The sequence below is a fragment of the Streptomyces sp. rh34 genome (assembly GCF_002551245.1).
Lineage (GTDB): Bacteria > Actinomycetota > Actinomycetes > Streptomycetales > Streptomycetaceae > Streptomyces.
Genome location: NZ_NTGZ01000216.1, coordinates 1 through 12,332 on the forward strand (window position 1 = coordinate 1; position 12,332 = coordinate 12,332).

Annotated in this window: 7 protein-coding genes, 2 tRNA genes, 2 pseudogenes and 1 riboswitch; of the genes and pseudogenes, 7 read left to right on the top strand and 4 right to left on the bottom strand. The window is 73.1% G+C overall.

The features are described from left to right. From CR470_RS40105 to CR470_RS28965, 7 genes and pseudogenes are all read left to right on the top strand, one after another. A pseudogene (locus CR470_RS40105) lies at positions 1–398 on the top strand (hypothetical protein); the annotation flags it as partial. Between the two features lie 209 nt (positions 399–607). Further along, on the top strand, positions 608–2,989 hold the full coding sequence (locus CR470_RS28940; RefSeq protein ID WP_373561451.1) for a DEAD/DEAH box helicase: 2,382 nt from the start codon (positions 608–610) through the stop codon (positions 2,987–2,989). Positions 2,990–3,217: 228 nt separating this feature from the next. Continuing rightward, positions 3,218–3,291 (top strand) — tRNA-Lys (locus CR470_RS28945). 168 nt (positions 3,292–3,459) lie between these two features. After that, a tRNA-Met gene (locus CR470_RS28950) sits at positions 3,460–3,533 on the top strand. 108 nt (positions 3,534–3,641) lie between these two features. After that, positions 3,642–4,387, top strand: a pseudogene (locus CR470_RS28955) (MerR family transcriptional regulator). A 141-nt stretch (positions 4,388–4,528) separates the two neighbouring features. Then, positions 4,529–5,749 carry a PP2C family protein-serine/threonine phosphatase gene (locus CR470_RS28960; RefSeq protein ID WP_097870454.1) on the top strand — a complete coding sequence of 407 codons (1,221 nt, stop codon included), beginning with the start codon at positions 4,529–4,531 and terminating at the stop codon, positions 5,747–5,749. A 270-nt stretch (positions 5,750–6,019) separates the two neighbouring features. Then, positions 6,020–6,172: riboswitch (cyclic di-AMP (ydaO/yuaA leader) on the top strand. Between the two features lie 11 nt (positions 6,173–6,183). Next, a complete protein-coding gene (locus CR470_RS28965) occupies positions 6,184–7,215 on the top strand; it encodes a M23 family metallopeptidase (RefSeq protein WP_097870455.1) in 1,032 nt (343 codons plus the stop codon). 206 nt (positions 7,216–7,421) lie between these two features. Here the strand turns inward: CR470_RS28965 and CR470_RS28970 are convergent, their stop codons facing one another. The 4 genes from CR470_RS28970 to CR470_RS28985 all read right to left on the bottom strand — a co-directional run. Then, complete coding sequence (locus CR470_RS28970) at positions 7,422–8,936, bottom strand: PrsW family intramembrane metalloprotease (protein WP_097870456.1); 1,515 nt, start codon at positions 8,934–8,936, stop codon at positions 7,422–7,424. Positions 8,937–9,009: 73 nt separating this feature from the next. Then, positions 9,010–9,915 (bottom strand): tRNA (guanosine(46)-N7)-methyltransferase TrmB, encoded by a 906-nt coding sequence (gene trmB, locus CR470_RS28975; protein ID WP_097870457.1) that lies wholly within the window; start codon positions 9,913–9,915, stop codon positions 9,010–9,012. Further along, positions 9,908–11,164 carry an L-2-hydroxyglutarate oxidase gene (lhgO, locus tag CR470_RS28980; RefSeq protein WP_097870458.1) on the bottom strand — a complete coding sequence of 419 codons (1,257 nt, stop codon included), beginning with the start codon at positions 11,162–11,164 and terminating at the stop codon, positions 9,908–9,910. Before lhgO ends, trmB begins: the two co-directional genes overlap by 8 nt. A gap of 123 nt (positions 11,165–11,287) precedes the next feature. Further along, a partial coding sequence (locus CR470_RS28985) for a sporulation protein (protein WP_097870459.1) occupies positions 11,288–12,332 on the bottom strand: 1,045 nt, incomplete at its 5' end.

Here is a 12,332-nt window from a genome sequence, read left to right on the forward strand (position 1 = left end):
GGCGGACCGGCGGGCGTGTCGGGGGCGCCGACCCCCACTCCGACCGGGCCGCGCCCGGGAGCAGCCCGAGCCCGGACGCCTCCGGTGGTGTGCCGTCGGTCACCCCCGAGGACCCGCGCCCGGAACCGGCCACGCCCGGGGCCACCCGGGGCGGCCCGCCGCCCTCGCCGACGCCCTCGACACCGGGGCCGGGGGAGCCGCCGCCGGCCACCCCGGAGCCGCCGGCACCGCCGACGCCCGACCCGGACCCGGAACCCGAGCCGGAGCCCACCGATCCACCCGAGCCGCCGCCCTCGGCCTCGCCCGCCGCGCAGCTGCGGGCCCGTGCGATGAGCGGACCGGAGGCCGTCGGGCCACTGCGGACCCCGGAGGCATCACCGCAGGTGGGGCCGGTTTAGCCGGGGGTCTTCGGGGGCGGGTTTGCGCAATGTGGGTGAGAGTGCGTATGGTGGTAGATCGTTTGATCCCATTGCCCGGCGCCGACACAGAAGAGCGCCGTGTGGCGCGTACTCTCCCTTGCCGTGGCTGGACCGCATTGAGGCGGTCGAAATTGCGAATCACGGAGTTATGGGCGCGTGCCGAGACTCCGGAAGGTTTCGCATTTCGCATGTCAATTTCCAGTTCTGACCACACCGTCATGCCCGAGAACATCGACAACGCCGAGCTGGTCGAGCTCGTCGAGGCCGCTGTGACCGAGGCCCCCGCCGGCGCCACCGCCCCGGTCGCCGAGAAGATCGTCGTCGCCGAGAAGACGGTCGTCGCCGAGAAGTCCGTCGCGGACTTCATCACCGACGCGCAGGCCGATGCTCCCGCCGAGGAGACCGCCGCCCCCGCCGAGGAGACCGCCGCCCCCGCCGAGGAGATCGCGGCCTCCGCCGAGGAGACCGTCGACGAGGCCGATGCCGAGCCGACCATCACGTTCGGCGCCCTGGGCCTGCCCGAGGGCATCGTCCGCAAGCTCGCGCAGAACGGTGTGACCGCCCCCTTCCCGATCCAGGCGGCGACCATCCCGGACGCCCTGGCCGGCAAGGACATCCTCGGCCGCGGCCGTACGGGCTCCGGCAAGACGCTCTCCTTCGGTCTGCCGCTGCTGGCCTCGCTCTCCGGTGGCACCACCGAGAAGAAGAAGCCGCGCGGCATCATCCTCACCCCGACCCGTGAGCTCGCGATGCAGGTCGCGGACGCGCTGCAGCCCTACGGCGACGTGCTCGGCCTCAAGATGAAGGTCGTCTGCGGCGGTACGTCGATGGGTAACCAGATCTACGCGCTGGAGCGCGGTGTCGACGTCCTCGTCGCCACCCCGGGCCGACTGCGCGACATCATCAACCGCGGCGCCTGCTCCCTGGCGAGCGTCCAGGTCGCCGTCCTCGACGAGGCCGACCAGATGTCCGACCTGGGGTTCCTGCCCGAGGTCACCGAGCTGCTCGACCAGATCCCCGGCGGCGGTCAGCGGATGCTCTTCTCCGCCACCATGGAGAACGAGATCGGCACGCTGGTCAAGCGTTATCTCTCCAACCCGGTCACGCACGAGGTCGACAGCGCCCAGGGCAACGTCACGACCATGTCGCACCACGTCCTCGTCGTGAAGCCGAAGGACAAGGCGCCGGTCACGGCCGCCATCGCCGCCCGCAAGGGCCGCACGATCATCTTCGTCCGCACCCAGCTGGGCGCCGACCGCATCGCCGAGCAGCTCATCGAGTCCGGCGTGAAGGCCGACGCGCTGCACGGCGGCATGACCCAGGGCGCCCGTACGCGGGTCCTGGAGGACTTCAAGAAGGGTTACGTCAACGCGCTCGTCGCGACCGACGTCGCCGCCCGCGGTATCCACGTCGACGGCATCGACCTGGTCCTGAACGTGGACCCGGCCGGTGACCACAAGGACTACCTGCACCGCTCGGGCCGTACCGCCCGCGCCGGCAAGTCCGGTGTCGTCGTCTCGCTGGCGCTTCCGCACCAGCGTCGCCAGATCTTCCGCCTCATGGAGGACGCGGGCGTCGACGCCTCGCGCCACATCGTCCAGGGCGCGGGCGTCTTCGAGCCGGAGGTCGCCGAGATCACCGGCGCCCGTTCGCTCACCGAGGTCCAGGCCGACTCCGCGAACAACGCCGCCAAGCAGGCCGAGCGCGAGGCCGCCGACCTGACGAAGCAGCTGGAGCGCGTCCAGCGCCGCGCCGTCGAGCTGCGCGAGGAGGCCGACCGTCTGGTCGCCCGCGCCGCACGCGAGCGGGGCGACGACCCCGAGGCCGCGGTGGCCGAGGTCGCCGCCGAGGCCGAGGCCGCCCTCGTGGCAGCCGTCTCCGTGCCGGAGCAGCCGGCCGCCCGCGACGACCGCCGCGACGAGCGGGGCAACTACGAGCGCCGCGACAACCGCGGTGGCGACCGTGGCGGCTACCGCGGCGGCAACGACCGTCGTGACGAGCGCCCTTCGGGTGGTTTCCGCTCCGGTGGCGGCAGCGACCGTCGCGATGACCGTGGTGGCCGTTCGTTCGAGCGTCGGGACAACGACCGTCCGGCGTTCAACCGCGACCGTCGTGACGAGCGCCCTTCGGGTGGTTTCCGCTCCGGTGGCGGCAGCGACCGTCGCGATGACCGTGGTGGCCGTTCGTTCGAGCGTCGGGACAACGACCGTCCGGCGTTCAACCGCGACCGTCGTGACGAGCGCCCCTCCGGTGGTTTCCGCTCCGGTGGCGGCAGCGACCGTCGGGACGACCGTGGTGGCCGTTCGTTCGAGCGTCGGGACAACGACCGTCCGGCGTTCAACCGCGACCGTCGTGACGAGCGCCCCTCCGGTGGCTTCCGCTCCGGCGGCAGTGACCGCCCGTTCAACCGTGACCGTCGTGACGACCGCCCCTCCGGCGGTTTCCGCTCCGGTGGCGGCAGCGACCGCCCCACCGGCCGTCGTGACGACCACCGCGGCGCCAACACCGGCACCAACACCGGCTCCTTCGGCCGCCGCGACGACAAGCCGCGCTGGAAGCGCAACGGCTGACCCCCGCCCGGCCGGCACCCGGCCGAGCAGGTCCGCCTGACAGACCGGCAGGGCCCGTACGCCACCGAACCGACTCGGTGACGTACGGGCCCTGTTGCCGTTCCCGGCCCCGGGAGCCCGCCTCCCGGAGCCCGCGACGGGCCCGACACCGGCCCGCGACGGGCCCGACACCGATACCGGATCGGCTGCCGGGACCGGGCGGGCTATGCTCGGGGGGTGATCCGTCGAGGGCCGTTAGCTCAATTGGTCAGAGCAGCGGACTTTTAATCCGTTGGTTGTGGGTTCGAGTCCCACACGGCCTACCGGTCACCGGGCCAGGGAACCTCCCGCGGCCCGACACGAAACGCCTCGGTCCGCTCCGGCGGGCCGAGGCGTTTCGCTGTGCGCGGGCGCTCACCGCGGGCGTGAGGCGGGAGCCGCCGCAATTGGTCAGAGGCGCCCCGGGAATGCCGTAGAGTTGTGTTTACCGACGCGGGGTGGAGCAGCTCGGTAGCTCGCTGGGCTCATAACCCAGAGGTCGCAGGTTCAAATCCTGTCCCCGCTACTGAAGGCCCGGGCCCGGCACGCACAGCGTGCCGGGCCCGAGTCGTTTTCCGGTGCCGTGCTGGTTCGGCTTGACCTTGACGCAGCGTAAAGATCTAGCGTTTCCGGCATGGAGTGGTCCATTCAGGAAATCGCCAGACAGGCCGGCACCACGAGCCGCACGCTCCGGCACTACGGGGACCTCGGTCTCCTCACGCCGAGCCGGATCGGGAGCAACGGCTACCGCTACTACGACCAGGACGCCCTCGTCCTGCTGCAGCGCATCCTGCTGCTGCGGGAGCTCGGTCTTTCGCTGCCCGCCATCAAGGATGTGCTCGCGGGGCAGCGGGACACGGCGGTGGCGCTGCGGGCGCATCTGCGGCTGCTCGAACAGGAGCAGGCGCGCATCGGGCGGCAGATCGCCTCGGTGCGGACCACTCTCCACAAGACGCGAGAGGGGATGGAACTCATGGCTGCTGAAGTGTTCGACGGCTTTGACCACACGGCCCACGAGCAGGAGGTCACCGAGCGCTGGGGCCGGGACGCGTACGAGGAGGGCGACCGCTGGTGGCGTTCGCTCGGGCCGGAACAGCGGAAGGCCTTCCAGGACGAGCACGAGGCCATCGCGCGGGACTGGGGGGTGCGAGGGAGGCCGGGCTCGCCGCCGACGGGGCCGAGGCGCAGGACCTCGCGCGGCGGCACTGCGCGTGGCTGTCGTCGGCCAAGGAGCCCAGCCGTTCGTACGTGATCGGGCTCGGCGAGATGTATGTCGCCGATCCCCGCTTCGGAAAGAACTACGATCGCTACGGGGACGGCACCGCCGCCTTCGTACGGGACGCACTGACGGTATACGCGGAACACCGGCTCTCCGACTGACCACGGAAGGCCGGACCGCCGTCCGCCTTCCCCCTATCCGGCCGATGCGGAGCAGCCGCTCGGCGCGGCTCCGGGAAGCCTGGGCGGGGCGCGGTACCGTCCGCAGCCGTGGGTGGACCGGGCAGGAGTGCACAGGTGGGGATGGCCGAGAGACGGCGTAGCAGTGCGGCGGGGAGCGCCGAGGCCGTGGGCCGTGCGGTGTTCGGGACCCGGGAGGGCGAACTGACGTCCGACGGGCGGCGCACCGGGCGGCTCGTCCGGATGCTGCCCGCCCTGCTGATCCTCGGTGGGCTGGTGTTCGACTCGCTGACTCCGCCCAACTTCACCGCTGTCCCCCTGTTCGTCGCGGCCCCGCTGATCGCCGCGCCGTTCTTCTCGCGGTCCCGGACCGTCCGTACGGGGATCGCCGCGATCCTTTCCGTCGTCGCGATGCGGCTGTCCGACGGGACGTCCACCCAGGTGGTCCCGGTCATCGAGCTGATCACGGTGCTCACGGCCTCGGTGCTGGCCCTCGTCATCAACGGCGTCGTGCGGCGCGGCAACGAGCAGCTGGCCTCGGCCCGGGTCATCGCGGAGACCGCCATGCGGGCCGTGCTGCCGACCCCGGCCGAGCGGATCGGCGGGCTCCAGGTGGCCGCGCGGTACGAGGCGGCACAGGCGGACGAGTTCGTGGGCGGCGACCTGTTCGCCGTCGCGGACACCCCGTACGGCGTACGTCTGGTGGTCGGCGACGTCCGCGGCAAGGGCCTGGGCGCCGTCGAGGCGGTGGCGGTGATCATCGGGGCGTTCCGGGAGGCGGCCGAGCAGGAGCGTTCGCTGGAGGGCGTCGCGCAGCGGCTGGAGCGGGCGCTGGCTCGGGAGGGGACACGGCGGTACGGGCTGGACGCCATGGAGGGGTTCATCACCGCCGTGCTGGCCGAGATCCCGCCCGGTTCGGCCTCGTTGCGCCTCGTCAACCGTGGTCACCCCGAGCCGATCCTGCTGCACGCCGACGGCGCCCTGGAGGTGCTGGCGCCCTCGGTGCCCGCGCTGCCGCTGGGAATGGACCTGGGGGTGTGGCCGGACCGGACCGACGAGTGGGCGATGCCCGCCGGGGCGACGCTCCTCGCCTTCACGGACGGCCTGTCCGAGGCGCGGGACGCGAACGGGTTCTTCTACGATCCGGCGGCCCGGCTGCGCGGCCGGATCTTCCCGGGCCCGGAGGAACTGCTGTCGGCGCTGACGGACGACGTACGGCTGCACACCGGCGGGCGGACCACGGACGACATGGCGCTCATCGCGGTCGGCCGGCCGGCGGAGGGGCAGCCCGTCCGCCGGACGACGGTGAAGATCGTGGGCCGGGGCGACGACGCCGGTCGATGACGGGGCGACGGCAGGGCATCGGCAGAGCGTCGGCAGGGCGATGACACGGTGCGTGACCGAAGGGCACCGCTGCGCATAACATTTGACACACCGTCAGAAAAAGTGGTGTGGCTGAGCCACGGTCAAGTCGCCCGATTCCGCCCGCTTGTGCCCCGTACATCCCCACCGTGTTCGTTAATGATCAACAGGAACAGCTTGGAATCGGGCCCGTCTGTCTATTAACGTTCGATAACGCAGCGCGGTCGTCACAGTCGTCGTCAGAGACGGCGCCGCGCGCGAGCGCCGAATTCCGCAAGGGAACCGGGGAACCACCTACATGGGGTGAATCGGACGCCTGCGTCTCGTGAGAGACGGAGGGGCCCGTAGGAGACCTTCCTGCTCCGAACCCGTCAGCTAACCCGGTAGGCGAGAAGGAAGGAAAGGAGTGCGCCCACGTGGCGTCCAACAAGCCTGCCCCTGAGGCCCCGTCACCCTTCAGTGCCGACACCTTCGGTGGCGAGGAGCGCACCTGGGAGGAATGGAACCCCACCGCGGAGTCCATCCGGCCCGTGCGCGGCAAGCACCGCGTAGCCAAGCAGCGTGGTCTGGCCCGTAGCTCCACCGTCCTCGGGGTCGGTGTCATAGCGGCCGTCGGTGCGGGCGGCATGGCCACCGCGCAGGACAAGGCGCCGGTCTCCATCTCTCTTCCCGATTCCATCGCGGACAACCTCCCCGACGCCAAGTCCCTTCCCGGCGTCGGGTCCTTGATGTCCGACGACGCGGAGACCGTCCCGGTCGCCGCGTCCGCGCCGCTCACCACCGCCGGCCTCACCAGCGCCGAGGCCGAGCAGGGCACCGACGCCGGCGAGGCGCTGCGCGCCCGGATCCTCCAGCAGGCCGAGCAGCAGCAGGCCAGCGCGGACGCCGAGGCCAGGGCCGCCGCCGAGCGGGCCGCGGCCGAGGACGCCGCCGCCGAGGCGAAGAAGCAGCAGGACGAGGCCGAGGCCGAGGCCGCCGCGAAGAAGAAGGCGGCGGAGGAAGCGGCGAAGAAGAAGAAGGAGGCCGAGCGGCTCGCCAAGCTCGCCGCCAGCTTCTCCCTCCCCACCTTCTCGTACACGATCACCTCGACCTACGGTCAGTCCGGCGCGCTCTGGTCCTCGGGCCAGCACACCGGTCTCGACTTCGCCGGTTCCGCCGGCGCGCCGCTCAAGGCCGTGCACAGCGGCACGATCACGTCGGCCGGCTACTCCGGCTCGTACGGCTACCGCACGGTCCTCCAGCTGGAGGACGGCACGGAGATCTGGTACGCCCACCAGTCCTCGATCGAGGTCTCCGTCGGCCAGAAGGTCACCACCGGCCAGACGATCGGCCGCATGGGCGACAGCGGCAACGTGACCGGGGTCCACCTCCACCTGGAGGTCCGCACCGCGGGCGGTTCCGCGATGGACCCGATGGCCTGGCTGAACAGCAAGGGCCTGAACGTCTGACCGCCCGCTCCTCCGGCCGACGCCTCCGTCGCCGCTCCGAAACCCCGGCAGCCCTGACGCACACCCCCCGACGTCAGGGCTGCCGGTCCGTCCGGGGGCGGTAGGGCCCGCCGGGGCGACGGAACGCCACTCCCGCACCGGCCCGTTGCACCTCCGCATGACGCAGCCGGACGCACCCCCGGCCCCGCCGTCCGCCGACGTCGCGGCTACGGCTGCGCCGGCGGGCGTCGGTGGCTGTGCGGTGCGCTGCCGTACGGCTGGGGCGGCGGGTAGGCGCCGGGGCCGTGTCCGAGTGCGTGCCCGTGCGCCTGTCCGTATCCGGGCGCGGGTCCGGGGCCGCTGTACCCGTACCCGCCGGCGTATCCGTATCCGTTTCCGCTTCCGTACGGCGTCGGCATGGGGCGAGCGTGGTGGGCGGCCGGGCGTGCCGTCAGGCGGGCCGCGTGGGCGAGGGCCGGGGCCGCGATCTCCCGGCGCTGCCAGAGGTGGTGCAGCAACTCCCGCTCCCGCGCGCCGAAGTCCGGGCCCACCGCGCCGTGGCGGGCCCGGCGGCGCAGGCCCGCCAGGGAGGTCGCGAACGACTCGTACTCCGCGACCGCGCGGGCCGCCGCCCTGCCCCGCGACCGGTCCGGCTGCCAGTGGCGGGCCAGGTCGCGGGCCATGCCCCGGGCCCGCATGGAGGAGAGCGCCGCCGGTTCGGCGGGGGTGAGCCAGCCGGCCGCCGCATAGGCGGGCAGCTCGGCCGCGAGGGTGCGCAGCTCCCGCTGGCGCGTCCAGATCGCCAGCCAGGTCACCAGGCCGAGCGCCGGGACCATGACGATCCCGTACACGGCGTAGAAGCCGTACGGGCCGAAGGCCGACGAGCCGTTCCACAGGGCGTGCAGACCCATCGCCAGCAGCAGCCCCAGCAGCGGCAGGGTGATGCGCCGGGCCCGGTGGCGGCGGGCGCTGACGGCCGCGAAGCCGAAGCCGAGGCCGGTGAGGACGGTGAACAGGGGGTGCGCGAACGGCGACATCACGATCCGCACGAAGAAGGTCCCGGCCGTCACCGAGGCGAACCCGGAGCTGCCCAGCTGCTGGTCCTCGCCGAAGGCGTTGCCCAGATAGAGGATGTTCTCGGTGAACGCGAAGCCCGTCGCGGTGAAGCCGGCGACGACGATGCCGTCCACCACCCCGCTGAACTCCCGTCTGCGGAAAAGGAAGATCAGCAGCACGGCCGCCGCCTTCGCGCTCTCCTCGACCACGGGGGCGATCACCGTCGCCCCCAGGGTGTCGGCGCTCGCCGGGTCGGCCGTGGCGGTGGCTATCCAGCGGGTCGCGAACGAGTTGGCGATGATCGCGACGAGTGCGGCGGCGCACGCGCCCCAGGCGAAGGAGAAGATCAGATTCCGCCAGGGGCCCGGCTCGACCCGGTCCAGCCAGCGGAACGCCGCCATCAGCAGAGGGACCGGCAGCACCGCCAGACCGAGACCGACCAGGAACCCCTCCGGGCCGGTCTGTTCGCGGACGAGGGCCAGGATCACCAGCCCGCACAGCACGAGCGCGACGATCACGGCCCCGGCGCGGAACACCTTGCTGCGCCACACCATGCCGACGCGGCGCGGCCGGTAGCGCCCTCGGCCGCGCTCCGGCGCGGCGCCCAGGACCTCGTCGAGCCGCTGCTCGTGGAGGACCGGGACGGCGGGCCGCGCCTGTTGATGCTGCACGGAGGGGTCGGACACCTCTTGACCCTAACGAGAAGCACTGACATCCGGCGACGGCGCATCCGGCCGGGAAGCGGCTGCGCGTGGTGGGTCAGACGCGGGCGAACAGCAGGTCGTGGACGACGTGCCCCTTGTCCAGGCCCTGTCCCTCGAAGCGGGTGAGCGGCCGGAACGCGGGACGCGCGGCGTACCCGCCGTCGGCCGCGGTGTTCTCGAAGCGGGGGTGCGCGGTGAGCACCTCCAGCATCTGCTCGGCGTACGGCTCCCAGTCGGTCGCGCAGTGGACGACCGCTCCGGGCTTCAGCACCGGGGCCACCAGGTCCAGGAACTCGGGCTGGATCAGGCGCCGCTTGTGGTGCCGGGCCTTGGGCCAGGGGTCGGGGAAGTAGACCCGCAGCCCGTCGAGCGACTCGGGGGCCAGCATCTCGCGCAGCAGGATGACCGCGTCGCCGTTGGCCACCCGCACGTTGGTCGAGCCCGCCTTGTCCGCGAGCCCCAGCAGATTGCCCTGGCCGGGGGTGTGGACGTCGACCGCGAGGATGCCGGTGCCCGGGTCGTCGGCCGCCATCTGCGCGGTGGCCTCGCCCATACCGAAGCCGATCTCCAGGACGACGGGCAGGCCGTCGAACAGGTCGGCCAGGTCCAGGACGCGCTGTCCGTCGATGTCCAGGCCCCACTTCGGCCACAGCCGCTCCAGGGCGTCCTGCTGGCCGGCCGTGACCCGGCTGCGGCGCGGCTGGAAGCTGCGGATCCGGCGCTCGTGGTGCGAGCCGGCGGGATCGGCGGCGGGGCCGCCGGGGAAGCGGGGTTCCTGGCGCAGCCGGCGCGCGCGCTCGAAGGAGGCGGCCCGCAGCGCGGCGGCCTCGTCGGCCGCTCCACCGGCTGCCACGACATCGGCTGCCGTGGAGCCGGTCGGTGCGGGGCCGGCGGGCGCCGTGTCGGGGGCGTCGTCGTCGGGGGCTGCGGCGGGGGTGGGGTTCAGGGGCTGCTCAGACACAATGACCGGATTCTACGGCGGGCGGTTTCCATCCCGTCTCCCGAGCCCGGCGCAGCGCGCGCCGCGCCACCTCCCGTCCGATGGGCAGGCACGCGGTCGCGGCGGGCGACGGGGCGTTGAGCACATGCACGGTGTGGGGGGTCTCGCGGATCAGGAAGTCGTCGACCAGTGTGCCGTCCTTCCGCACCGCCTGGGCCCGGACCCCGGCGGGCGACGGGCGCAGATCGGCCTCGGTGACGGCGGGCAGCAGCCGCTGGACGGCCCGGGTGAAGGCGGACCGGGACAGCGAGCGGTGCACCTCGCCCGCCCCGTACCGCCAGTGTCTGCGGGCGAGGTGCCAGGTGCCCGGCCAGCTCAGCGTGGACAGCAGTTCGGCGGGGCGGACCCGCGGCCAGGTGTATCCCTCGCGGGCCAGGGCGGGGACCGCGTTCGGCCCGACGTGGACGGAGCCGTCGATGCCCCGGGTGAGGTGGACGCCGAGGAAGGGGAACGCCGGGTCCGGCACCGGGTAGACCAGGCCGCGCACCAGCTCGGGGCGGTCCAGCGCGTAGTACTCGCCCCGGAACGGCACGATCCGCACCTCCGGATCGTCCCCGGCCAGGCGGGCCACCCGGTCGCAGTGGAGGCCCGCGCAGTTGACCAGCACCCTGGCCCTCACGACCGGGCCGTCCGCCGTGCGCACCGCGACGCCCCAGGGGCGCCGGTCTATCGCGGTGACCTCCGCGCCGTAGCGCACGATGCCGCCGGTGGCGGTGACCTCGGCGGCGAAGCGGCCGGCGACGGCGGTGAAGTCGCAGACGCCCGTCGTGCCGACCCGGATCGCCGCGAGGCCCTGGACCTCCGGCTCGTACTCCGCGATCTGGGCGGGGCCCAGCTCCCGCACGGGCAGTCCGTGCTCGCGGCCGCGCTGCACCAGGCCGTGCAGCCGGGGCAGCTCGGAGCGTTCGGTGGCGACGATCAGCTTGCCGGTGGTGGCGTGGGCGATGGAGTGCTCGGCGCAGAAGTCCGTCAGCTCGGCGGAGCCGCGCAGCGCGTACCGGGCCTTGAGGGAACCGGGGCGGTAGTAGATGCCGCTGTGGATCACGCCGCTGTTGCGGCCGGTCTGATGGCGGGCGGGGCCGCCCTCCTTCTCCAGGACCGTGACCCGGGTGCCCGGCGCGGACCGGGTGATCGCATACGCGGTCGACAGACCGACGATCCCGCCGCCGATCACCAGCACATCGCAGTCGTACGCCGCGTGCGTCATCATCACGCCACCTCCCACCCCGATAGTGCACTGACCCACTGACAACCGGCTCAAACCCGAGCCGGGCAGGGCGTGGCACACACTCCGCCCGGCGGGTCGGCTGCCGGGCGGAGTGCGCAGCCCCGTTCAGCCCGGGGTGACCAGCAGCGGGCGGGCCCGTTCCCGCAGCTCCGCGACGCGGGGCTCGTCCCCGTACGGCTCCAGGCGGTGGAGCAGATCGCGCACGTACTCCGTGGTGCGGGCCGAGGAGATCCGGCCGGCGACCTCCACCGCCCGGGTGCCCGCCGCGCAGGCCGCGTCCAGATTGCCCGACTCCAGCTCGGCGACGGCGGACACGACGAGCCGCAGTCCGTGGCTGCGGACGAACTCCTCGGTCGGCCGGGACAGCGCCTGCTCGGTGAAGCGCCGCACCTGGCGGGGGGCCTTCAGGTCCCGGTAGCACTCGGCGGCGTCGGCGGCGAACCGGTCGTAGCCGTAGAAGCCGAGCCACGACGGGTCGGAATCGCCCGCCCGGGACCGCTCCAGCCAGCTCTCCGCGCCCTTGAGCGCGGCCCCCGCGGCCGGTGCGTCGCCGGCCTTCGCGTGGGCACGGGCCTCCACCAGCCGGAAGAAGCTCATGGTGCGGGCGGTGGCGAGACCGCGGTTGCGCTCGACGGCCGCCTGGGCGAGGTCGACCCCCTCGTCGGCGAAGCCTCGGTAGGTCGCCTGGAGGGACATCGAGGCGAGGACATAGCCGCCGAGCGGGACGTCGGCGGCGGCCCGGGCCAGGCGCAGCGCCTGGATGTAGTAGCGCTGGGCGGCCTCCTGCTGGCCGGTGTCGAAGGCCATCCAGCCGGCCAGCCGGGTCAGCTCGGCCGACGCGCCGAACAGGGCCCGCCCGACCTCGTCGGTGTACGAGCCGAGGAGCAGCGGTGCGGCGTCGACGCGTAAACACTCGGGAACCATGGAGGAGCGCCAGTCGCCGCCCCCGTACTTGGAGTCCCAGCGCCGGGCGTCCTGCGCCGCCTCGCGCAGCTTCGACACATCGCTGTGCCCGACCCGCAGCGGTGACGCGTCCGCCACGGCGTCCGGGCCGGGCTGGAGCGGGACGGAGCCCGCCACGCCGGGGGCGGAGCCGCCGGTGTGGAGGATGTGTGCGCCCCGGGCGTCCGGGGCGGCCCCGGGGCCGCGG

What these genes read in the sequence shown, in the direction of transcription:
- lhgO (WP_097870458.1), bottom strand. Translation starts at nt 11,164, where the DNA reads ATGATGACGCACGCGGCGTACGACTGCGATGTGCTGGTGATCGGCGGC.
- CR470_RS28940 (WP_373561451.1), top strand. Translation starts at nt 608, where the DNA reads ATGTCAATTTCCAGTTCTGACCACACCGTCATGCCCGAGAACATCGAC.
- CR470_RS28960 (WP_097870454.1), top strand. Translation starts at nt 4,529, where the DNA reads ATGGCCGAGAGACGGCGTAGCAGTGCGGCGGGGAGCGCCGAGGCCGTG.